General features: G+C 60.5%; 16 protein-coding genes and 2 tRNA genes. 14 read left to right on the top strand and 4 right to left on the bottom strand.

Translation table 11 applies throughout. The features are described from left to right. Positions 1-133: 133 nt before the first annotated feature. Both ACN0SY_RS04690 and ACN0SY_RS04685 read right to left on the bottom strand, forming a co-directional pair. Complete coding sequence (locus ACN0SY_RS04690) at positions 134-1096, bottom strand: 3-keto-5-aminohexanoate cleavage protein (RefSeq protein WP_417684894.1); 963 nt, start codon at positions 1094-1096, stop codon at positions 134-136. Then, positions 1093-2040: a 3-hydroxyacyl-CoA dehydrogenase gene (locus tag ACN0SY_RS04685; protein WP_417684892.1), complete on the bottom strand. Its 948-nt coding sequence runs from the start codon at positions 2038-2040 to the stop codon at positions 1093-1095. The genes ACN0SY_RS04690 and ACN0SY_RS04685 overlap by 4 nt, the downstream gene beginning before the upstream one ends. A gap of 267 nt (positions 2041-2307) precedes the next feature. Between ACN0SY_RS04685 and ACN0SY_RS04680 the strand changes: the two genes are divergently transcribed. The 12 genes from ACN0SY_RS04680 (at position 2308) to cysG (ending at position 19170) form a co-directional block, all read left to right on the top strand. Then, a complete protein-coding gene (locus tag ACN0SY_RS04680) occupies positions 2308-2895 on the top strand; it encodes an ANTAR domain-containing response regulator (protein WP_417684890.1) in 588 nt (195 codons plus the stop codon). Positions 2896-2954: 59 nt separating this feature from the next. Then, positions 2955-4115: a CmpA/NrtA family ABC transporter substrate-binding protein gene (locus tag ACN0SY_RS04675; protein WP_417684888.1), complete on the top strand. Its 1161-nt coding sequence runs from the start codon at positions 2955-2957 to the stop codon at positions 4113-4115. A gap of 396 nt (positions 4116-4511) precedes the next feature. Next, entirely contained in the window at positions 4512-5879 is a 1368-nt protein-coding gene (locus ACN0SY_RS04670) for a CmpA/NrtA family ABC transporter substrate-binding protein (RefSeq protein ID WP_417685873.1), read from the top strand. Between the two features lie 91 nt (positions 5880-5970). Beyond that, a complete protein-coding gene (locus tag ACN0SY_RS04665; RefSeq protein ID WP_417684886.1) occupies positions 5971-7053 on the top strand; it encodes an ABC transporter permease in 1083 nt (360 codons plus the stop codon). Between the two features lie 10 nt (positions 7054-7063). Next, the gene (locus tag ACN0SY_RS04660; protein ID WP_417684884.1) at positions 7064-8827 is read left to right on the top strand and encodes an ABC transporter ATP-binding protein; all 1764 of its coding nucleotides are present in this window, start codon (positions 7064-7066) and stop codon (positions 8825-8827) included. Between the two features lie 26 nt (positions 8828-8853). Continuing rightward, positions 8854-11307: a nitrite reductase large subunit NirB gene (gene nirB, locus ACN0SY_RS04655; protein ID WP_417684882.1), complete on the top strand. Its 2454-nt coding sequence runs from the start codon at positions 8854-8856 to the stop codon at positions 11305-11307. Beyond that, entirely contained in the window at positions 11304-11630 is a 327-nt protein-coding gene (gene nirD / locus ACN0SY_RS04650; protein ID WP_417684881.1) for a nitrite reductase small subunit NirD, read from the top strand. The genes nirB and nirD overlap by 4 nt, the downstream gene beginning before the upstream one ends. A 138-nt stretch (positions 11631-11768) precedes the next feature. Next, a complete protein-coding gene (locus tag ACN0SY_RS04645; protein ID WP_417684879.1) occupies positions 11769-12614 on the top strand; it encodes a formate/nitrite transporter family protein in 846 nt (281 codons plus the stop codon). Between the two features lie 60 nt (positions 12615-12674). Next, on the top strand, positions 12675-14411 hold the full coding sequence (locus ACN0SY_RS04640; protein WP_417684877.1) for a protein kinase domain-containing protein: 1737 nt from the start codon (positions 12675-12677) through the stop codon (positions 14409-14411). A gap of 34 nt (positions 14412-14445) precedes the next feature. Beyond that, positions 14446-14889, top strand: a complete 444-nt coding sequence (gene cynS, locus ACN0SY_RS04635; protein WP_417684876.1) for a cyanase — start codon at positions 14446-14448, stop codon at positions 14887-14889. An 86-nt stretch (positions 14890-14975) separates the two neighbouring features. Next, the gene (locus tag ACN0SY_RS04630) at positions 14976-17666 is read left to right on the top strand and encodes a molybdopterin-dependent oxidoreductase (protein ID WP_417684875.1); all 2691 of its coding nucleotides are present in this window, start codon (positions 14976-14978) and stop codon (positions 17664-17666) included. Then, a complete protein-coding gene (gene cysG / locus ACN0SY_RS04625; protein ID WP_417684873.1) occupies positions 17641-19170 on the top strand; it encodes a siroheme synthase CysG in 1530 nt (509 codons plus the stop codon). The genes ACN0SY_RS04630 and cysG overlap by 26 nt, the downstream gene beginning before the upstream one ends. 363 nt (positions 19171-19533) lie before the next feature. On the opposite strand, the gene ACN0SY_RS04620 is transcribed toward cysG, so the two are convergent. Beyond that, positions 19534-19610: transfer RNA gene (locus tag ACN0SY_RS04620), tRNA-Pro, on the bottom strand. Positions 19611-20053: 443 nt separating this feature from the next. Between ACN0SY_RS04620 and ACN0SY_RS04615 the strand changes: the two genes are divergently transcribed. Both ACN0SY_RS04615 and ACN0SY_RS04610 read left to right on the top strand, forming a co-directional pair. After that, positions 20054-20128: transfer RNA gene (locus ACN0SY_RS04615), tRNA-Gln, on the top strand. Between the two features lie 367 nt (positions 20129-20495). Further along, entirely contained in the window at positions 20496-21572 is a 1077-nt protein-coding gene (locus ACN0SY_RS04610) for an AbrB family transcriptional regulator (protein WP_417684871.1), read from the top strand. A 12-nt stretch (positions 21573-21584) separates the two neighbouring features. Here ACN0SY_RS04610 and ACN0SY_RS04605 read toward each other — a convergent pair whose 3' ends face one another. Continuing rightward, positions 21585-22562 (bottom strand): D-2-hydroxyacid dehydrogenase family protein, encoded by a 978-nt coding sequence (locus tag ACN0SY_RS04605; RefSeq protein WP_417684869.1) that lies wholly within the window; start codon positions 22560-22562, stop codon positions 21585-21587. Positions 22563-22638: the final 76 nt, after the last annotated feature.

Raw genomic sequence — 22638 nt, 5'->3', positions numbered from 1 at the left:
AAGCTGAACCGGACTAGAGGTTCACTCACCCGCCACGTCCTCTCAAACGTGAAAACCCCGGTGCGTATGCGCCGGGGTTTTTGCATGACCTGAGTGCCAGTCATCCGCTTTGGCGCGGCGAATGGATCCGGTATCAGAACGCGACCTGATCGCCACCCTTGAGAGACAGGATCTGTCTGGCCTCGTCCGGCGTGGCGACCTCAAGGCCTAGGCCCTCGATGACCTTCCGAACCATCTTCACCTGATCGGCACTCGATTCCGCCAGTTTGCCCTTGCCGGCCCACAGGCTGTCTTCCAGGCCGACGCGCACATTGCCCCCGAGGGCAGCGGCCTGCGCCGCGATCCGCAGCTGCGCGGAGCCGGCACCCAGCACCGACCAGCGGTAGGCATCGCCGAACAGGCGATCGGCCGTCCGCTTCATGTGCTGTACGTCTTCCGGGTGTGTGCCTATCCCGCCGAGCAGTCCGAAGACCGACTGGACGAAGAAGGGCGGCTTCACCAGCCCGCGGTCGACGAAATGCGCCAGGTTGTAGAGGTGCGAGATGTCGTAGCATTCGAACTCGAAGCGGGTGCCGTTCTCGTAGCAGGTCGACAGAACGTACTCGATATCCTTGAAGGAATTACGGAAAACCAGGTCCCGCGATGCTTCCAGAAAGGGCTTTTCCCAATCGAACTTGAAGGTCTCGTATTTCGCAGCCATGTGGAACAGGCCGAAATTCATCGAGCCCATGTTGAGAGAGGCCACTTCCGGCTTGAACGTCGCCGCCGGCCGCACCCGCTCCTCCACGGTCATGAAGGGGCTGCCGCCGGTGGTCAGGTTCAGCGCGGCATTCGTCGCTTGCTTGATCCGCGGCAGGAACTTGGCGAACCCTTCGATGCTTTGGTCCGGCTTGCCCGTTTCCGGGTCTCGCGCATGCAGGTGAAGGACCGCTGCGCCTGCTTCTGCGGCCTTGATAGCCTCATCGACAATCTCGTCCGGTGTAATCGGCAGGTGCGGCGACATGGTCGGCGTATGGATTGCGCCGGTAATGGCACAGGTAATGACGACCTTGCCCTTCACTGTGTTGGCGGAACCTGTCTCAGCTTGTGTGCTCATTTGCCGGTTTTCTCCTCCTCTGAACGTTTGTGCGCGGCCAGGGCCATCAGGCGGCGGTCGCGCCATTTCTGTCTCTCTTCCAGTTTGTCTGCCGGAAGCCGCTGGCGCCTGTCTTCCTCGATCCGGTCGAGCACCTCGCCGGACCAGTCGGCGCGGGTCTTCATCTGCTCGAACATGTTGGCGAACATGCCATCGTAGCGGCCGACATAATCACGCACACCGGAAGGGGCATTGAGGTCGATCGTCTCGAACGGCCCCATGAACGCCCAACGGGCGGCAAGGCCTTCGCGAATGCCGATGTCGACGTCCTCAGCGCTGGCATATCCGCCCGCAACGAGGCGGAATGCCTCCTCCAGCAGGGCCCCTTGCATGCGGTTCATGATGAAGCCGTCGATCTCCTTGGTCATCATGATCGGCGATTGACCCGCCTCAAGCATCAACAGGCGGGTCTGTTCCATTGCCGCAGCGGAGGTCCATGGCGCGGGCACAACTTCGACCGCCTTGATCAGGTAGGGCGGATTGATCGGGTGTGCGACGAGGCAGCGTTCGCGGTGCTTCAGATGATCGGTGAAGCGCGATGGCAGCAGCGCCGAGGTGGAGCTTGCGAGAACGGTTGTAGGTGCCGCCAGATCGTCAAGGCGGGTATAAAGGTCGCGTTTGACCTCAAGGATCTCCGGGACGTTTTCCTGCACGTGCACCGCACCGTCCAGCGCCGCTGCCAGATCTCCCTCGGCCGACAGGCGGGGCAGAACCTCGTCCGGCGTCTGCCCATTCAGCAAATCGTTCGCGGCCAGATCGCCGAGCACTTCCGCGATATAGCCGATGGCCGCCTCCGGGGCGCTCGTTTCCCGATCCCACAGGCTGACGTCATAGCCTGCCCGCGCATAACTGATTGCCCAGCCCCGGCCGATAAAGCCCGAGCCCACAATGGCGATCTTTGGCATCGCAAAATTCCTCCCAATTCTGCCCTGTCATGGCCGGGTTGAAACCCCGTCTCGACGGCGCAGCAATAATACTCTCTAGCAAGTGAACCAAAATTCATTCCAAAATGAAAGAGTTATGTGTTTGAGGGATGAAATATCTGCTTTGTTCTAACAGCTCAGGCCGCAGATCGGGTTGATTTGCACAGCCTACCATTTTGACTATTCTCTGTGCACTTCATGCCTATTTATGTGCGTTGCACAAAAATAGCGCAACGCCATAATGACGCCATGGCACCAGCACTTTCAATCCTTGTCATCGACGACAATCGCATCCGCGCCTCGATTATCGAGCAGGGGTTGCGTGACGCCGGTCATGACAAGGTGATCGTGATCGCCCAGATGGATGGTCTTGTCCGTCGAATTACGGAAATCGAGCCTGACGTCATCGTCATTGATCTGGAAAATCCGAATCGCGATCAGCTCGAGCATATCTTTCAGGTTACCAGGGCTGTCCAGCGTCCGATTGCCATGTTCGTCGATAAGTCCGAGAGCGGCTCGATCGAGGCGGCAGTTGATGCCGGAGTATCGGCCTACGTAGTCGACGGTCTGAAGAAGGAGCGGGTCAAGCCCATCCTCGACATGGCGATAAGCCGGTTCCGGGCCTATTCGCGGCTTAATCGGGAATTGCAGGAGGTGCGCATGGAGCTGGCCGAACGCAAGACAATCGACCGGGCGAAGGGGATCCTGATGAAATCGAGAGGCATTACCGAGGATGAGGCCTATCGCCTGTTGCGCAAGACGGCGATGAACCAGAGCCGGAAAATCATAGATGTCGCGCAGGGGCTCATTCTTGCTGCCGGCCTGCTGGAGGATTGAGATGTGTTTCAGGATTGCCGAGCGACTCAAGACAAGAACCTGACCGGGATCTGACTGCCATGCCGAATGCACGAGAAACCGTGATTGCCGGATATATCCCGCTCCTCGACAGTGCGCTTCTGATTGCGGCGGCGCAGCTTGGCTTTGCCGAGGCCGAGGGGATCGAGCTGAAGCTTGTCCGCGAAACCTCCTGGGCCAATATTCGCGACCGCATATCCGTCGGACATTTCGACGTGGCTCATATGCTGGGACCTATGCCGATCGCGGCCTCGCTGAACATAACCTCCCTCGCGGTCCCCATGCGTGCTCCGATGGCTCTGGGACTTGGTGGCAATGCCATCACCGTATCGACCGAGATCTGGCGGGCCATGGTTGATGCCGGGGCAGGGCAGGAGGGGGATCCGGCAACCACCGGGGACGCACTCAAGAGGGTGATTGAAGCGCGCTCTGCAGAGGTAAGGCCTCCGCTGCGGTTCGGTGTTGTGCATCCATTTTCGGGCCATGCTTACGAACTGAGGTACTGGCTTGCCGCGGCAGGGATACACCCGGATCTGGACGTGGAGATTACCGTGCTGCCTCCGCCGCTCATGCCCGATGCTTTGGCTGTCGGTCAGATCGACGGCTATTGCGTCGGTGAGCCGTGGAACACGGTCTCAGTGGCATCGGGGGCGGGGAGGATCGTGACCTTCAAGGAGGCGATCTGGCCTGCGAGCCCCGAGAAGGTGCTTGGTGTCTCCGAACGATGGGCCGATGCCCATCCCGATTTGCTTGACCGGCTCATTCGCGCCCTTGTCAGGTCTGCGGCCTGGTGCGGTGCTCCTGCAAATGCACAAAAGCTGGCCAATCTGCTGTCCGCATCCGACGTGCTCGACTGTCCTCCCGATTTCTGCATGCCGGCGTTGACAGGCGAGTTGTGTCTCGAGCAAGGGGCGCTTCCCATTTCGGTGCCGTTCCTGACCTTTTCCGGAGAGCACGCCCATAGCCCTCAACCCGAACACGGTCTCTGGTTCTATTCTCAGATGGTACGTTGGGGGCAGGTGCATTTCGATCCGGCTCATCTGGGCATTGTCCGTCGTACCTTTGATGCCGACTTGTATCGCCGAGCGCTCGGGTTGTCGGCATTGCCGCTAGCGCCCGAACGCGCCCGCTTCTTTGATCATGCCTATTTCGATCCAAGTGACATCGAGGCATATGTTTCGGCCTTCTCTCTGAAATGTTGAGTGCTGACGAAATGGGCGACGCGTCTAGCAGCCCAAAACATGTGCAAATGCAAATAAAACGGGCCGGAAAATGCTGCAGATGCGAAGGGTTTAAGAATGTCGAAACCGGCGTAAATATATGAAAAGAAAAGAGAAAGAAGAAGACATTCAAACTGGCACGAAGCCTGCTATGTAGAACGCAAAGCCAACGAAGGCCTTCCAGAGAATACGTCCGATGACGGGCGTTACGGCAAAGCCGCCGATGAAACCCTCCCTCGCTCCTCCCGCGGGGTTCGGTTTCTCGGCGGCTTTTTTGTTTCACGAGACGGTCTTGGCCCACCTCTCCGGGGTCTTGCCAGAATGAGGGATCAGCAAGTGACCATGAAAACACCTGATGTAAATCTCGCACGCCGCCTGATGCTCGGCACCATGTTTGCCGCCGGCCTCACCGCAGCGCTTGTCCCGGCGCATGCCGAGATGCTGGACGTCGAAAAGGACGAACTGAAGTTCGGCTTCATCAAGCTGACGGATATGGCGCCGCTCGCGATTGCTTACGAGAAGGGTTACTTCGAGGACGAGGGCCTGTTTGTCACGATCGAGCCCCAGGCGAACTGGAAGGTTCTGCTGGACCGGGTGATCACCGGTGAGCTGGACGGGGCGCACATGCTCGCCGGTCAACCGCTAGCGGCGACCATCGGGTTCGGCACCAAGGCACATATCGTTACCCCGTTCTCCATGGACCTCAACGGCAACGGCATTACCGTTTCCAACGAGATCTGGGAGATGATGAAGCCGCATCTCGAAATGCAGGCCGACGGCAAGCCGGTTCATCCGGTCAAGGCGACTGCACTGAAGCCGGTCGTCGACAAGTTCAAATCCGAAGGCAAGCCCTTCAATATGGGCATGGTCTTCCCGGTCTCCACGCACAACTACGAACTGCGCTACTGGCTGGCCTCCGGTGACATTCATCCGGGCTTCTATTCCAAGACCGACATCTCCGGCCAGATCATGGGCGATGCGCTGCTGTCGGTAACCCCGCCGCCGCAGATGCCGGCAACCCTGGAAGCCGGCACCATCTATGGCTACTGCGTCGGTGAGCCGTGGAACCAGCAGGCGGTTTTCAAGGGTATCGGCGTTCCCGTCATCACGGACTACGAAATCTGGAAGAACAACCCGGAAAAGGTCTTCGGCCTGACCAAGGAGTTCACCGAACAGTATCCGAACACGACGCTTGCCATCACCAAGGCCCTGATCCGCGCGGCCAAGTGGCTGGACGAGAACGACAACGCCAACCGCATGGAAGCTGTCGAAATCCTGTCCCGTTCTGAATATGTCGGAGCGGACAAGGAAGTCATCGCCAACTCCATGACCGGCACCTTCGAATACGAGAAGGGTGACAAGCGTGAGGTCCCCGACTTCAACGTCTTCTACCGTTACTTCGCGACCTATCCATACTACTCCGATGCGGTCTGGTACCTGACCCAGATGCGCCGCTGGGGCCAGATCGCAGAGTACCAGCCGGACAGCTGGTATGACGAAGTCGCCAAGTCGGTCTATCGCCCGGACATCTATCTTCAGGCCGCGAAGATGCTGGTCGAGGAAGGTCACGTGGCCGAAGCCGACTTCCCCTGGGAGACCGACGGCTACCGCGCTCCGACACCGGCGACCGACATCATCGATGGCATTTCCTACGACGGACGTACTCCCAACGCCTACATCGACAGCCTGCCGATCGGCCTGAAGGGCAAGCAGATCGTCGACGGCAATGAGGTGGTCGGCGGCTAAGCCGCAGTCCCACCGAGAGTGGCGGCAATCTTCGCTGCCACTCTCGAAACGGTCCAAGAAGAACAAGTTTCCAGACTGAAGGAATTCATTGATGGCCAATGCCGATACTGCAGCCTCAGCAGACATGGCCCGTGCCGCCCGGCGCGAACGCCTGTTCACGCGGATCAACAAAGCGTCCGGCTGGCTCGATGCACTCGGGTTTTCCTGGCTCGTTCCCCTCCTGAAGATAGCGGCCGGCGACAGCCCGAAGGAGCAGATGGGAGAGTTGAAGCGGGTGCTGATCATTCCGTTGATCGGTATTGCCGCGTTCCTTCTGGCCTGGGGCATTCTCGCGCCGCAGGTGCAGACGTCGCTTGGTGCCGTGCCGGGTCCGGCACAGGTCTGGGCCCAGACGGTCAACCTTTGGGAAGATCATGTCCGTGAACGTGAAAAGGCGGCGGACTTCTACCAGCGCCAGGACGAGCGTAACGCCAAGCTCGAGGCGGCCGGAAAGACCGACAAGGTCAAGTGGCGCGCATACACCGGCAAGCCGACCTATATCGACCAGATCGGGACGTCCCTGATCACGGTTGGCCTCGGTTTCCTGATCGCAACCGCGATTGCAGTGCCGCTCGGAATTGCGTCCGGTCTGTCCCGCACGTTCAACGGTGCCATCAATCCGCTGATCCAGATCTTCAAGCCGGTATCCCCACTCGCGTGGCTCCCCATCGTCACCATGATCATCTCCGCCACCTATGTGGATCCGTGGGAATGGCTCACGAAATCGCTGCTCATTTCCGCGGTGACCGTCACGCTCTGCTCCATGTGGCCGACGCTGATCAACACGGCGCTGGGCGTTGCGTCGGTCGACAAGGATCTGATGAACGTTGGCCGCGTGCTCCAGCTGCCGACCTGGAAGACCGTCACCAAGCTGGTTCTGCCGTCTTCCCTGCCGCTCATCTTCACCGGGCTGCGTCTGTCCCTGGGTGTGGGCTGGATGGTTCTGATTGCGGCAGAGATGCTGGCCCAGAACCCGGGTCTTGGAAAGTTTGTCTGGGATGAATTCCAGAACGGCTCATCCCAGTCGCTCGCCAAGATCATGGTCGCTGTCTTCACCATCGGCATCATCGGTTTCGCCCTTGACCGCCTGATGTTCGCCCTGCAGCGCGCATTCACCTTCTCGGCGAACCGGTAAGGAGAGGCTCATGTCGTTTCTTGAGATCTCCAACGTCTCAAAATCCTACGGCGAAGGTGCGACCCGCACCGACGTTCTGGACAATATCAACCTGAAGGTCGAGGAGGGCGAGTTCATCGCCATCGTCGGCTTCTCCGGCACCGGCAAGACGACGCTGATTTCCCTGCTTGCCGGTCTGATCGAACCCGATACCGGCGGCATCGTATTCAAGGGCAAGGAAATCGACGGCCCCAGCTCCGACCGGGGCGTCGTCTTCCAGTCCTATTCCCTGATGCCGTGGCTGACTGTGTCTGGCAACGTTGCCCTGGCGGTGGACAGCGTCTTCAAGGGCAAGCCTGCGGCCGAGCGCAAGGCCATTGCCGACAAGTACATCGAGATGGTCGGGCTCGGCCATGCCAAGGACCGCAAGCCGGCGGAATTGTCCGGCGGCATGCGCCAGCGCGTCGCCGTTGCCCGCGCCCTCGCGATGCAGCCTGAGCTTCTCCTGCTGGACGAACCGCTCTCCGCGCTCGACGCTTTGACTCGTTCCAAGCTGCAGGACGAGTTCGCTGCGATCTGCGAACAGGAGAAGAAAACCATCGTCCTCATCACCAACGACGTGGATGAGGCGATCCTGCTCGCAGACCGGATCATTCCGCTGAAGCCCGGCGCCAAGGCAACGCTCGGCCCGGAGTTCAAGGTGGATTTCAGCCGCCCGCGCGACCGCGGCGAACTCAACCACGATGACGACTTCATCAAGCTGCGCGGGGAAGTTACCGAGTATCTGATGACGGTCGGCGCCGAACGCGGTTCCGACATGGAGCGGGACATCATCCTGCCGAATATCGTTCCGATCACCCAGCGTCCTTCGGCCAAGGAAGACAAGCTTCCCGAGGCCTATCTGCGCGCGGCCGAATCTCCCATCGAGGAACGCTACCTCGACTTCAGCCAGCTCAAGAAGGTCTACCCGACGCCGACGGGCCCCCTGACGGTCGTCGACGGCTTTGACCTGAAGATGAAGAAAGGCGAGTTCGTCACGCTGATCGGACATTCCGGCTGCGGCAAGTCGACGGTTCTGTCGATGGTCGCCGGCCTTAACCCGATCACCGAGGGCGCGATCGTTCTCGATGGCACGCACGTTTTGCAGGCGGGACCCGACCGGGCGGTGGTCTTTCAGGCCCCGAGCCTGATGCCCTGGCTGAGCGCCTATGAAAACGTCGAGCTCGGCGTGGACAAGGTCTACCCGGACGCGAGCCGCCAGGAAAAGCGCGACATCATCGAGTACTACCTGTCCAAGGTCGGTCTCGGCGACGCCATGCATCGCTCTGCCGCTGACATGTCAAACGGCATGAAGCAGCGTGTCGGCATTGCACGTGCCTTTGCCTTGTCGCCGAAGCTTCTCCTGCTCGACGAGCCATTCGGCATGCTGGACAGCCTGACACGCTGGGAGCTGCAGGACGTTCTGATGGACGTCTGGAAACGCACCCAGGTTACGGCTGTTTGCGTCACGCACGACGTGGACGAAGCCATTCTCCTGGCCGACCGCGTGGTGATGATGTCGAACGGTCCCAATGCCCGCATCGGCAACATCATGGAAGTGGACCTGCCGCGGCCGCGTTCGCGCAAGGAGCTGCTGGCCCACCCGGACTACTACGCCTACCGCGAAGAGCTGCTCGACTTCCTCGAAGCCTACGAGGGCGGCGCGGACCCGAGTGAAGAACAACTGAAATCCATTCAAGAGAAGCGCGCTGCGCGTCTTGCCCGCCAGAAGGCGGCCATTGAGGCCGCCGAGTAGGCGAAGGACCCGAGAGGGAGAGGACCATGACAAAGAAAAAACTCGTCATTGTCGGAAACGGCATGGCTCCGGGGCGGATGCTGGAGTTCCTGTTTGAAAAGGATCCGAACGCCTATGACGTGACGATCTTCAATGCAGAGCCGCGGGTGAACTACAACCGTCTCATGCTGTCGCCGGTTCTGTCCGGAGAAAAGAGCTATGAAGACATCATCACGCACAACGATGACTGGTATGCGCAGAACGGTGTGACGCTGCACAAGTCTGCTCGCGTGGCTGAAATCGACCGCAAAGCCAAAACCGTCACATCGGAAAACGGCATCACCGCGAACTATGATCAACTGGTGATCGCGACCGGTTCCAATCCGTTCATCATTCCGCTGCCGGGCAAGGACCTCAATGGCGTCCTCACCTATCGCGATCTCGACGATGTCGACAAGATGCTGGAAGCCGCCAAGAAGGGCGGCCGCGCGGTGGTCATCGGTGGCGGTCTGCTCGGCTTGGAAGCCGCAGCCGGCCTCAAGATGCAGGGCATGGATGTCACCGTTCTCCACCTGATGCCGACCCTGATGGAACGTCAGCTCGATCCGGCTGCCGGTTATCTTCTGGAATCCGAGTTCGAGCGTCGCGGCATTGACGTTCGCACCAAGGCGAACAGCCATGAAATCGTTGATGACGGCGCCGGAAACGTCAAGGCAATCCGCCTCGATGACGGTTCGGAAATCGAGGCCTCCATCGTGGTCATGGCGGTCGGCATCCGCCCGTCCGCGGATCTTGCCAAGCAGGTCGGCCTCGACGTCAACCGCGGCATCCTCGTCTCGGATGAGATGCGCACCTCTGACCCGGATGTATTCGCACTCGGCGAATGCGTCGAGCACCGTGGCTCCTGCTACGGTCTGGTCGCTCCGCTCTACGAAATGGCCGGTGTGATTGCCGACAATCTTCTCGGCGGTGCATCCACCTACACCGGTTCCGTGACGGCGACCAAGCTCAAGGTGACCGGCGTCGACCTCTACTCGGCCGGTGACTTCGGCGAGGGCGAGGAACGAGAGGAAATCGTTCTGCGCGATGCCGCAGCCGGCGTCTACAAGCGCCTCGTTTTGAAGGACAACAAGATCATCGGCGCCGTCCTTTATGGCGAAACCGCCGATGGTCCGTGGTTCTTTGACCTGCTCAAGAAGGGGACGGATGTCTCCGAAATGCGCGAAACACTGATTTTCGGCCAAGCCTATCAGGGGGGCGCCCCCCTGGACCCTACGGCGGCCGTTGCAGCCTTGCCGGATGATGCGGAAATCTGTGGCTGTAACGGCGTATGCAAGGGCAAGATCGTTTCCGCGATCACGGAAAAGGGGCTGACGTCGCTTGATGACGTGCGGGCGCATACCAAGGCCTCCGCGTCCTGTGGCACCTGTACCGGACTTGTCGAGCAGTTGATGGCTGTCACCCTGGGCGATGCCTTCAACCCGAATGCGGTCAAGCCCATGTGCGGCTGTACCCATCACAGCCACGACGATGTTCGTCGTCTGATCAAGGCCAAGGAGCTGAAAACCATTCCGGCCGTCATGCAGGCGCTGGAATGGACGACCTCCGGCGGCTGCGCCAAGTGCCGCCCGGCTCTGAACTACTACCTCGTCAGCGACTGGCCCGATGAATATGCGGACGACTATCAGTCCCGTTTCATCAACGAGCGCGTTCACGCCAACATTCAGAAGGACGGCACATATTCCGTCGTCCCACGCATGTGGGGTGGCATGACCTCTTCGACGGAGCTGCGCGCGATCGCCGATGTGGTCGACAAGTACAACATCCCTTCGGTCAAGTGCACGGGCGGTCAGCGTATCGACATGCTGGGCATCAAGAAAGAAGACCTGCCGGGTGTTTGGGAAGATCTCGGCAAGGCGGGCTTTGTCTCGGGCCATGCCTACGCCAAGGGCCTTCGCACGGTGAAGACCTGCGTCGGGTCCGACTGGTGCCGGTTCGGCACCCAGGACTCCACGGGTCTCGGCATCAAGCTCGAAAGGTTCCTGTGGGGCTCGTGGACACCGGCAAAGGTCAAGTTGGCCGTCTCCGGCTGCCCGCGCAACTGCGCTGAAGCCACCTGCAAGGACGTAGGCGTGATCTGCGTCGACAGCGGGTTCGAGATCCACTTTGCCGGGGCGGCCGGTCTCGACATCAAGGGCACCGAGGTCCTTGGCCTTGTGAAGACGGAAGAGGAGGCGATGGAATACATCACCGCCCTCATCCAGATGTACCGCGAACAGGGGCACTACCTGGAGCGCATCTACAAGTGGGCCAAGCGCATCGGCTATGACGAGGTGCGCCGCCAGATCATGGACGACGCGGAAAAGCGCAAGGCCTACTACGACCGCTTCGTCTTCTCCCAGAAATTTGCACAGGTCGACCCCTGGTCCGAACGCGTGTCCGGCAAGGACAAGCACGAGTTCAACCCGATGGCGACGCTGCCGATGGAGGCTGCAGAATGAACATGGTTTCCATTCAGGACTGGGTCCCGATCGGATCGATCACCGATATCCCTCGCCAGGGCGCGCGTTGTGTCAAATGGGGCGAGATGACCGTCGCGATCTTCCGCACGGTCGAAGACCAGGTCTTCGCCCTTGAGGACAAGTGCCCGCACAAGAACGGCCCCTTGTCTCAGGGCATCGTTCACGACGGCTGCGTCACCTGTCCGCTGCACAATTGGGTCATCAGCCTCGAAACGGGCGAGGCGCAAGGCGCCGACGAAGGCGCCACCCGGAAATTCCCGGTCAAACTCGACGGCGACACCGTTCTGCTTGGGCTTCGTTGAGGCCAAGCCAACAACTACTGCCGGACCGCGCGCAAGACCTCCAGAAGGAGCAGGACGCGGTCCGCATGGAACGAGGAAGCGCCCGGGGATCTTGGGGATCAATTGCCGCCCACGGCGAGCACAACAGAGGGGAATAGCATGTCATACGTGGCACCACAGGAATTCGCGGCCAAGATGATCGATGCCGGTGAATCCAAGATCTTCATGGCAACCAAGGATACGTTGATCCGTGCCTATATGGCCGGCGCCATCCTTGCGCTCGCAGCGGCTTTTGCCGTCACCATCGCAGTCAATACAGGCAACTTCCTTGTTGCGTCGCTCCTGTTCCCGGTCGGCTTCTGCATGCTTTACCTGCTGGGTTTCGACCTCCTGACCGGCGTGTTCACCCTCGCTCCGCTTGCGGTCATCGCCAAACGCCCGGGCTGCACCTGGGGCGGCGTTTTTCGCAACTGGGGCCTCGTTTTCGTCGGCAACTTTGCAGGCGCCATGACGACCGCGGTCTTTATGGCCATCATCTTCACAATGGGGTTCAGCGAGGAACCGAATGCTGTTGGTCAGAAGATCGGCGTCATCGGTGAATCCCGGACGATCGGCTATGCAGCGGCAGGTGCCGCAGGCATGCTGACCGTCTTCATCCGCGCCGTCATGTGCAACTGGATGGTCTCCACCGGTGTGGTCGCGGCCATGATGTCCACGTCGGTTTCCGGCAAGGTCATCGCCATGTGGATGCCGATCCTCGTGTTCTTCTACCTCGGCTTCGAGCACTCGATCGTGAACATGTTCCTGTTCCCGTCCGGCATCATGCTCGGCGGCCAGTTCACCTGGTTCGACTATCTCGCCTACAACGAGTTCCCGGTCATCCTCGGCAACCTCGTTGGCGGCCTGACCTTCGTTGGCGGCATGATCTACGCCACGCACTTCCGCACTTCTCCGAAGCGCAACGCTGGCTACGAAGCTGGCAAGGCTGCTGTTCCGGCGGAATAAGCGCAACATCCGTTGGCCTCGCCCGATCAGGGCGGGGCCGCACCGCTGGAGAGACGCGAAGTGCTGAAGACGCCCCATAAAGCCAGACTGTCCGTTAGCATCGGCCAATATTCATCGGCCGGGCGCAAGCCGCAGAACCAGGACTTCCATGGTGCCTTGGTTCCCGAAGGACAGGCTCTGGTTGTCAAGGGTGTCGCCCTGGCTCTGGCCGACGGTATTTCCTCCAGCGACGTCAGCCACATTGCCGCCGAGACAGCGGTGAAATCCTTCCTGGCCGATTACTTCTGTACGTCCGATGCCTGGACAGCGAAGACAGCCGGATATCGTGTCATTTCCGCCAGCAATTCCTGGCTACACGCCCAGAACGCACCGGGCTCCGATGCCAACCGTGGGCATGTATGCACATTCGATGCGGTGGTTTTAAAGGGGCGCCGTGCCTATCTTTTTCACGTCGGTGACGCGCGGATCTGGCGTGTGGCGGGTGATGCGCTCGAACAGCTGACAACCGATCACCGCGTTCATTTCTCGGCGTCGGAGAGCTACCTCGGCCGCGCCATGGGTCTTGGCCATACGCTCGACATAGACCACCGGGAGGTCGATCTGTCGGTCGGGGATGTCTTCGTCCTGACCTCCGACGGAGTTCACGAATTTCTCCCGACGCGCGACATCGTCGGCCTGATCCGGAGTGCCGAGAACCTTGATCAGGCCGCAAAGCAGATTGTCGAGGCCGCATTGGAGGCCGGAAGCGATGACAATCTGACCATCCAGATCGTTCGGGTGGAAAAGCTCCCCGAGCCGGAAGCGACCTGCATCCTTGAAGACGAAACCATGTTGCCGCCGGCTCCGGTCCTGAAGGCTCCGTCCGTCTTCGAGGGCTACAAGATCCTGCGTGAGCTTCATTCCAGCAGCCGCAGCCACATCTACCTGGCCTGCGACGAGGAAACGGGTGAGACGGTTGCCCTGAAAGTTCCTTCGATGGACCTTCGCGGTGAAGCGGAATACCTGCGCCGTTTCGCCATGGAAGAGTGGGTCGCGCGACGCCTGAATTCGCCGCATGTCCTCAAGGCAGCGAGTGCGCCTCGGGAGCGTCAGACCCTGTTTGTTGTGACCGAGTTCGTCGAGGGCATCACGCTTCGCCAGTGGATGATCGACAACCCCCGGCCGGATCTCGAAATGGTTCGCGGCATTCTCGAGCAGGTTGCCAAGGGTCTGCGCGCCTTCCACCGCCACGGAATGCTGCATCAGGATCTGCGCCCGGAAAACATCATGATCTGCAACGACGGGGTCGTGAAGATCATCGACTTCGGCTCGGTCCTGATCGAGGGCGTTCTTGAAGTTGCACCGGGCCTGAACGATGCAGAAATCCTGGGCACGCATCAGTACACGGCTCCGGAGTATTTCCTCGGCTATCGCGGAACGGAACGGTCCGACTATTTCGCCCTCGGGGTCATCGCCTACGAGATGCTGACCGGAAAGCTGCCTTACGGCAGCGCGGTCTCCAGGGCGCAAAGCCACAAGGCGCAGATGGCGCTCACCTATGTCTCAGCGTCGTCGCTGACCCCGCGTGTGCACGATTGGGTCGACGGCGCCCTTGCACGCCTGACCCACATCGACCCGGGTCAGCGCTACGAGGCCTTGAGCGAATTCTTGCAGGACATCCGGCGTCCGAATGCGGCGCTGCGCCCCGATCGGATGACGCCGTTTGCCCGGCGCGACCCGGTTCGCTTCTGGCAGAGCGTGTGCGTCGTCCTCATCGCCGTCATCATCTTCCTTCTCTATCGACAGACACAGGGTTGAGAAGGCCATTCAAAGCCATAAGGAGCTTTCGGGAATGCTGAGCAAAGCTGACGTAACCGAGATGATCTACGAAAAGAAGCGTGCAGCCGGCGTGAGCTGGGCGAAGATCGCAGACGATATCGGCATGAGCGAGGTCTTCGTGACATCCGCCTGCCTTGGCATGAACACGCTGCCGAAGGAAAAGGCCGAGGCGCTGACACTGAATCTGGGGCTGCCGCAGGAAGCTGCGATCGTTCTGGCCGAGTGCCCGAACAAGATCTTCTCACAGTCGATCCCGACCGACCCTTGCATCTACCGTTTCTACGAGATCATCGGCGTCTATGGGCAGACGCTCAAGGAACTGATTCAGGAAAAGGGCGGCGACGGCATCATGAGCGCGATCGATTTCGACATGTCCGTCGACAAGGTGCCGTACGACAAGGGCGATCGGATCGAGATCAAGATGAGCGGAAAGTTCCTCGCCTACAACGCCTGGTAAGACGCACCCGCACCGCCCCGTCACCGCAAAATACCCATCACCGCACAACGAATGACGTCGAAAAGACGCAGGAAGGATGAAGATCGATGGAAAGCCAAGCCAAAGTGACCCGAACGACCTGTCCCTACTGCGGTGTCGGATGTGGCGTTTTGGCGACCGTTGCGCCGGATGGCTCGGTGTCGGTCAAGGGAGACCCGGAGCATCCGGCGAACTTCGGACGTCTGTGTTCCAAGGGATCGGCCCTGGCCGAGACGCTTTCCCTCGATGACCGCCTTCTGTTCCCGCAAATCGGCGGGCAGCGTGCGGGTTGGGATGAGGCGCTGGACCTTGTGGCGGAAAAGTTCTCCAACGCGATCCGCGAGCACGGTCCGGACAGTGTCGCCTTCTACGTCTCCGGTCAGATCCTGACCGAGGATTATTATGTCGCCAACAAACTGATGAAGGGCTACATCGGCTCGGCCAATATCGATACCAATTCCCGCCTGTGCATGGCCTCGTCGGTCGCTGGCCACCGCCGCGCATTCGGGACGGATACCGTGCCCGGTTCCTACGAAGACCTGGAACTGGCAGACCTGATCATTCTTGTCGGGTCGAATCTTGCCTGGTGCCATCCGGTGATCTTCCAGCGCATCGAGGCAGCCAAGCTGAAGAACCCGGCGCTGCGGGTCGTGGTGGTCGATCCGCGCCGGACGGCTACCTGCGAAATCGCAGACCTGCATCTTGCGCTCCGAGCCGATACGGATGTGGCTCTTTTCAACGGATTGCTGGCCTACCTTGCGGAGGCCGGTTGCCTGGATAGAGGCTACATCACGCGTCATACGAAGGGTTTCGAGGAAGCTCTCGAGGAGGTCGGCGCTCCGAACTTCACAAGGATCGCGGAGCAGACAGGCCTTGCGCCGCAGGACATTGCTCTCTTCTATTCGATGGTTGCACGCACCGAGAAGACGGTCACGGTCTATAGCCAGGGCGTCAACCAGTCGGTCGTCGGCACCGACAAGGTCAATTCTATTTTGAACACGCACCTTGCCACCGGTCGCATTGGCCGTCCGGGCATGGGGCCGTTTTCCATCACCGGCCAGCCCAATGCCATGGGCGGGCGTGAGGTCGGCGGGCTCGCCAATATGCTCGCAGCCCATATGGCCATCGAAAATCCGGAGCACCGGGGCATTGTCCAGCGCTTCTGGGACAGCCCGGAAATTCCACAGCGGCAGGGACTGAAGGCCGTAGACATGTTCGGTGCCGTGCGCGACGGACGGATCAAGGCGATCTGGATCATGGCCACCAACCCGGTCGACAGCCTTCCCGACGCAGACGAAGTGGCGCTTGCCCTGAAGCACTGTCCGTTTGTCGTGGTCTCTGACGTGTCCACTGCCGTCGATACGCTACCCTATGCCCATGTTGCCCTGCCGGGCGCGGCTTGGGGTGAAAAGAACGGCACCGTCACAAACTCCGAGCGTCGCATTTCACGTCAGAGAGACTTTCTCGATCTGCCGGGTGAGGCGCGGCCGGACTGGTGGGCCCTGTGCGAAGTTGCGAAGCGTATGGGCTTTGCAAACGGTTTTGAGTTCAACAACGCTGCAGAGGTTTTTGCCGAGCACGCAGCGCTCTCGGCTTTCGAAAATGATGGAACGCGCGACTTCGACATCGGCGGTCTGGGTGGTCAGGACGAGGCTTCCTATGATGCCATGCCGCCAGTCCAGTGGCCGGTCGTTTCCGCATCAGCGCGCACTGAAAGTCGCTTCTTCGCCGAGGGGGGCTTTTTTACCCCGGATGGCAAGGCCAGCTTCGTGGCGGTAGAGGCCGTTCCCCCGCGCAAGCGTGAACGCCAGTACCCCTTCGTTCTCAACACCGGCCGCGTCCGCGACCATTGGCACACCATGACCCGAACGGGAAAGACCCCGCGGCTGTCTGCCCACATGGCAGAGCCCTACGCCGAAATCCACTCGAAGGATGCGAGCGTGATCGGGCTGAACGATGCGGAACTGGTCGAAGTGAAAAGCCCCCACGGCCGTGTCGTCGTGCGCGCCATGGTCACCGACAAGGCACAGGAAGGCTCGGTCTTCGTGCCGATGCACTGGACCGACCAGTTTGCCTCCAAGGGCCGAGTGGATGCGGTCGTTGCGCCGGAAATCGACCTGATCTCGGGGCAGCCGGGATCCAAGTTTACACCTGTCGCCCTGACACGGATTTCGACGGCCTGGTTCGGCTTCGCGGTTCTCAGGAAAAAGCCTGAGAGCCTTCAGGCCGACTATTGGGCAATCGCTCCGGCTCCAGGTGGCTGGCGGGTTGAATTCGCTGGTTGCGATGAGGCCGAGTTCGCCGGCCTCGTGCAGCGCCTGATTGCGGCGGAGGGTATCGAGGGCAACCTTCTCAGCTATGAAGACGCCGCTTCGAACATCAGCCGCTACGCCGTCTGGGACGGCGACAGCCTCGAAGCAGCATTCTTCTTCGGTCCGGCGCCTGTGGAAGTATCCCGCCAGTGGGCTTGCAGTCTTCTGGATGCAAAGGCCGAGACGGCGATTGACCGATATCGCGTTCTCGCCGGTCGACCGCCCGCAGATATGCCGGACCCCGGCGCAATCGTCTGTTCATGCTTCCAGATCGGCGTCAACCAGATCGCCGAGGCGGCCCGCGGCGGAGCAGTGACAGTCGAGGCAATCGGCCAGACCCTTAAAGCCGGGACAAACTGCGGGTCCTGCCGGTCAGAAATCAAAAGCCTTCTGGCGTCGTTAAATGACAAGGAGATCGAGAATGTCGACATCGCGAAAGCCGGTTGAGGTCAAGGCTCCTGTCCGCACTCGTTCGCGTCCGGCTCGAATGGGTGCCTTGGCCAGTTTGCCGGTCTTCTTTCAGCTTGAAGGCCGAAAGGTCCTTCTGGCGGGAGGAACAGATGCCGCTGCCTGGAAAGCAGAGCTTCTGGCGGCAACCGGCGCCGAGGTCCATGTCTACGCCGCAGGTGATCTGGACCCGGCCATGGAAAAGCTGCTTGAGTCTGGCAGCGTCAAAGGCAGTTTTGTCCGCCACGATGATCCCTGGTCGGCGAAAGCCTTCGAAGGAAAGGCCCTCGCCATTTGCGATGCGGCCAGCGACGGCGAGGCACAGGCGTTCTATTGCTCCGCCAGGGCCGCGGGTGTTCCGGTCAACGTTATCGACAATCCGCCATTCTGCGAGTTTCAGTTCGGCTCTATCGTCAATCGCTCTCCGGTGGTCATCGGGATCTCGACAAACGGCGTCGCTCCGATCCTCGGTCAGGCAATCCGCCGCCGCATCGAGACGCTTCTGCCGCTGAGCCTCACCGGCTGGGCCGGTCTTGCCGGAAGGATCCGCGAACATGTGCTGGAACGTCTGGCACCGGGGCCACAGCGCCGCCGCTTCTGGGAGCGCTTCACCGAGTTTGCCTTCTCCGAACGGGAAGCACCCGAGGCAGAGGGCGACATGCTATCGCTGATCGAGGCCTCGGTCGCACCGGAAGGGCGTGGTGAGGGCAAGGTCACGCTTGTCGGCGCAGGCCCGGGCGGTGCGGAGCATCTGACGCTCAAGGCTGTACGGGCCCTGCAGGCTGCGGACGTCATTCTCTTTGACGATCTGGTGGCCGATGAAGTGCTGGAACTTGCCCGCCGCGAGGCAAAGCGCATGCTTGTCGGCAAGCGGGGAGGGCGCGAGAGCTGCCTCCAGGAAGACATCAACAACCTGATGGTGGATCTCGCTCACAAGGGCAAGAATGTCGTTCGGCTGAAGTCCGGCGATCCGATGGTCTTCGGACGGGCGGGTGAGGAGATTGCACGCCTGAAGTCGGAAGGTATCCCGGTCGCTGTGGTACCAGGCATCACCTCGGCGTCCGCCATGGCAGCTTCCCTCGGAGTGTCCCTGACCCACCGTGATCATGCCCAGGCCGTTCGCTTCGTGACCGGCCACTCCAGAAGGGGCGATCTGCCGGATGCCGTCGACTGGCGCGCACTGGCGGATCCGGCAACGACCACCGTTTTCTACATGGGTGGGCGCATGTCTGCTCGCATTGCCGAACGTCTGATTGGCGAGGGACGTTCTCCCCAGACGCCGGTCGTCGTCATGGCGGGGATCACGCGCGCCGGCGAGAAACGTTGGGCGGGACAGCTTGGAGACCTTGCGGATGGCGTTCAAAGCCTGAAAACCTCGGAACCGGTCCTGATCGGGATTGGCGAGGTGTTTGCGCAAGTCTCGGCTGCACAAATGCGCGCAATCGTCGAAAGCGCCGATTGGCAGGATACCACCGCGCCGGTTCCCCTCGCCGCGAACTCGTGACGTGTTTCAATTCCGGTTGATCGGCAGGTAAAGGCAGCGCGCCGTGCGAGTGGGATCGCCCATCCATGCACTACACAGATAGAGCTCAATCTTGTGTCAGGATGGGATGCACTGTTGCTGGAGCCTGCACGGTCCGGAGCAGCCTTGGTGAACTTCGCCGTGGGGTAGAGGTGTGCTTGAGCCTCGACGGTGAGTGGCACGTGGGAGACGGCTGGACGTGGAGACTGGCGCTCGAAGGAGCGCGTGCACTTCGCCGTCATTGGGCGTGAAACGCCCGACCGGTGCTCCGGATGCGCAAGGACGTGAGCAAATTGAAACCGTGGCTTCTGCTTGGGCACATGTTCAGGAAATGAGAAGAAAGAATGGTCGGAGTGAGAGGATTCGAACCTCCGACCCCCTCGTCCCGAACGAGGTGCGCTACCAGGCTGCGCTACACTCCGATCCAAAATTTTCAAGCGTCAATTCAGCTTGTCGGGAACAGCGAGGCAGTGCCACCGCTGATGTGGCGGCTATGTAGCACCGCTTTTTTCACCCCGCAAGAGGCCGCTTGGAAAAAAGCTTGAGCTTTTTCATGCCTGTGGATCACAGCCGGATTTCGCCAGGAAATTCATGGGAGCACGCTTGGGAAGCTCCTCGCCGGGCAGGCTGTGTTCTCTCGTCGATCAGGCCGCGTATGGCCCGGCAAAGCACCTTCAGCTCGACAAAGGGCACTCTGTCTCCCGCTGACCGATAGAGAAAAACTCCCTTGGAGCGGTTTCCGCAAAAAGCTGTCTTGCGCAGACACGCGCTTGGCTGGGGAAAACAGACACGCGCCTGCGCAATTGAAGTCGATGGACCTCTTGCACAAGCCTGACCACAAAGCTATACACCGTCCCCACGGCATTGGGGTGTAGCCAAGCGGTAAGGCAGCGGTTTTTGGTACCGCCATGCGAAGGTTCGAATCCTTCCACCCCAGCCAGTTTCTCCCTCCCACATTGCGTTCATAGGTTTCCGCGAGCACAGTGAGCGCGCCAGTGGTTCTTGCTGCGTGAGGCTCCGAACCGACCGAGGCCCGGGCATATTCAATAAACGCGTCATAAGCCGCGCGTCGTGCCTATTCGAAATGATTTGAGATGGTCCACTCTTCCCGGCTTCGTCCTCAACCGGAATGCCGCTCGCGCTCACATTTTTCCGATGGTCGCATAACGATTTGGCCCGCGCTGAGTACGCATTCGCGGGCCGATGCTCAAATCCGGTTTAGACAAAAGCTGCAATTAGTATACAATAGTACACAATCTTGACTCTCGCTCGAGAGTAACCAGACCCTCCAATGCATCGATCCGGGCATGTTTGAAAAACCTCTTGCAAGAACATTGATCACGATTGCCATTTCGGCACTGGGGGCTGCGGGGTTCTGGTTGCTCGATTTGCCGCTGCCGTTCCTGTTCGGTCCGATGTTTGCAAGTCTTCTGGCGGCCCTTGCAGGTTTCCGGCTGCGCGGAGCAGGGCAGATTTCCGTGGGTGCTCGAACGATCCTTGGAGTAGCGGTCGGCGCGTCCATCACGCCCGCAGTCATTGCCCAGGTGCCGCAGATGATGCTCTCGATTGCGCTTGTGCCGGTCTACCTGATCGCGATTGCTGCCGTCGGCGTTCCGTACTTCCACAGGCTTTGCGGGTTCGACCGGGTGACGGCCTATTACTCGGCCATGCCGGGCGGCCTGCAGGACATGGTCATTTTCGGCCAGGAGGCCGGTGGAGACATCCGGGCGTTGTCGCTGGTTCATGCAACACGTGTACTGGTGATCGTCAGTGTCGCGCCGGTCATCCTGTCAGGTGCCATGGGGGTCTCGCTCGACAATCCGGTCGGCGAGCCGGCCGCCGGCATCCCGATCCACGAACTGGCGATCATGCTTGTTGCGGCTATCGCAGGCTGGAAGATCGCCGAACGCATCGGCCTTTTCGGGGCGAGCATTCTCGGCCCCCTGATTGCGGCGCTGATCTGCTCCTTGACCGGGCTCATCCATGCGCGCCCGCCCGCAGAGGCGATCCTCTTCGCGCAGTTCTTCATCGGCACAGGGATAGGTGTTGGCTACGTCGGCGTGACACTGGCAGAACTCCGGCGCTTCGTCGTTTCCGGGGTGGTCTATGTCCTGCTGCTTGCGGTGCTTGCAGTGATCTTTTCCGAGATTGTCGTCCAGTCGGGTCTTGCGCCGACGATGGAAGGCTTTCTGGCGTTTTCTCCGGGCGGGCAGGCGGAAATGACCGTTCTGGCGATTATTGCGGGTGCGGATCTTGGCTACGTCGTTCTGCACCACCTGACACGGCTGGTGTTGGTGATCACCTGCGCGCCGATTTTCGCCGGATATCTTGGAGCCGGCAAGGCAGGTGCCAGCTCCAATAAAGGTTCGTCTGACCGATCGTAAGCGGGGTGGGTGCTATTTCGCGGACCAGACTTCCGGGTTGATCATGTGGATCGGCGCCCCCCGATCGTAGGCAACCACCTGATCGAAGATGTCGGCAAACTGCAGTTCGAATTCGTCTTCCGTGACGAAGCCGATATGCGGCGTCGCGACCATGTTCGGGTGATGCACCAGCGGGTCGTTCGGATCGGTGACCGGCTCGCTGTCGAAAACATCGACAGCGGCAAATCCGGGGCGGCCTGAATTCAGGCCGGCGAGCAGAGCGCCTTTTTCGACCAGCCCTGCGCGCGACGTGTTGACGAAGATCGCATCGTTGCGCATGAGGGCAAGGTCTTTCCCGGTGATCAGGTCGCGGGTTGTCGGCGTCAGCCGCACGTGCACCGTGACCACGTCATTTTCCGCAAAGAAGGCCTCACGGCTTTCCGCAACGGCTTCGCCATCCTGCCTTGCACGTTCTCGTGAAGCTTCCGAGGCCCAGAACGAAACCTGCATGCCGAAGGCCTTGGCATAGCCGGCAACGGCCTTGCCGATGCGGCCATAGCCGTAGATGCCGATCTTGCGGCCCTGAAGTGTCTTGCCTATGCCCATCTGCCAGTTTCCGGCGCGCAGCGACGCCATCTGGGCCGGGATCTGCCGGGCACTGGCCAAAATCAGTGCGAAGGTATGTTCGGCCGCCGCATAGGAGGGCGTTCCGCCATGCTGATTGGAACACAGGAGCACTCCATTGCGGGTGCAGGCCTCCACATCGACGTGAGGGTATGCACCGCGCTGGCTCAAAAGCTTCAGGTTGGGCAGCTGGTCGAGAAGTTCGCCCGTCACCTTGGTCCGCTCGCGGAAGAGAACCACGCCGTCGAACGGGCGCAGCCGTTCGGCGAGAAGGTTGACGTCCTTCACATTGTCGGTGAACACCGTAACGTCCTGGTCCTTCAGCTTGTCAAAGCAGGGCAGGGTCCGCAGCGTGTCGAAGAAATCGTCCAGAATTGCCAGTTTCACCGGGGTCCTCCCTTTGGTGGAGCGCGTAGGCGGTTGGCCGTACGCCTCAGATGTGTTCGGAGCATAGGTCGGTTCG

Origin of the sequence: Roseibium sp., assembly GCF_048261595.1 — a bacterium.
Taxonomy (GTDB): Bacteria; Pseudomonadota; Alphaproteobacteria; order Rhizobiales; family Stappiaceae; genus Roseibium.
The sequence above is the reverse complement of the archived record's forward strand: the minus strand, read 5'-3'. Positions and strand labels throughout refer to the sequence as shown.

Coding starts and splice junctions, on each gene's coding strand:
- cynS (WP_417684876.1), top strand. CDS start 14,446: ATGCTGAGCAAAGCTGACGTAACCGAGATGATCTACGAAAAGAAGCGT.
- ACN0SY_RS04645 (WP_417684879.1), top strand. CDS start 11,769: ATGTCATACGTGGCACCACAGGAATTCGCGGCCAAGATGATCGATGCC.
- cysG (WP_417684873.1), top strand. CDS start 17,641: ATGTCGACATCGCGAAAGCCGGTTGAGGTCAAGGCTCCTGTCCGCACT.
- ACN0SY_RS04685 (WP_417684892.1), bottom strand. CDS start 2,040: ATGCCAAAGATCGCCATTGTGGGCTCGGGCTTTATCGGCCGGGGCTGG.
- ACN0SY_RS04690 (WP_417684894.1), bottom strand. CDS start 1,096: ATGAGCACACAAGCTGAGACAGGTTCCGCCAACACAGTGAAGGGCAAG.
- nirD (WP_417684881.1), top strand. CDS start 11,304: ATGAACATGGTTTCCATTCAGGACTGGGTCCCGATCGGATCGATCACC.
- ACN0SY_RS04670 (WP_417685873.1), top strand. CDS start 4,512: ATGCTCGGCACCATGTTTGCCGCCGGCCTCACCGCAGCGCTTGTCCCG.
- ACN0SY_RS04665 (WP_417684886.1), top strand. CDS start 5,971: ATGGCCAATGCCGATACTGCAGCCTCAGCAGACATGGCCCGTGCCGCC.
- ACN0SY_RS04660 (WP_417684884.1), top strand. CDS start 7,064: ATGTCGTTTCTTGAGATCTCCAACGTCTCAAAATCCTACGGCGAAGGT.
- ACN0SY_RS04610 (WP_417684871.1), top strand. CDS start 20,496: ATGTTTGAAAAACCTCTTGCAAGAACATTGATCACGATTGCCATTTCG.
- ACN0SY_RS04680 (WP_417684890.1), top strand. CDS start 2,308: ATGGCACCAGCACTTTCAATCCTTGTCATCGACGACAATCGCATCCGC.
- ACN0SY_RS04630 (WP_417684875.1), top strand. CDS start 14,976: ATGGAAAGCCAAGCCAAAGTGACCCGAACGACCTGTCCCTACTGCGGT.
- ACN0SY_RS04675 (WP_417684888.1), top strand. CDS start 2,955: ATGCCGAATGCACGAGAAACCGTGATTGCCGGATATATCCCGCTCCTC.
- nirB (WP_417684882.1), top strand. CDS start 8,854: ATGACAAAGAAAAAACTCGTCATTGTCGGAAACGGCATGGCTCCGGGG.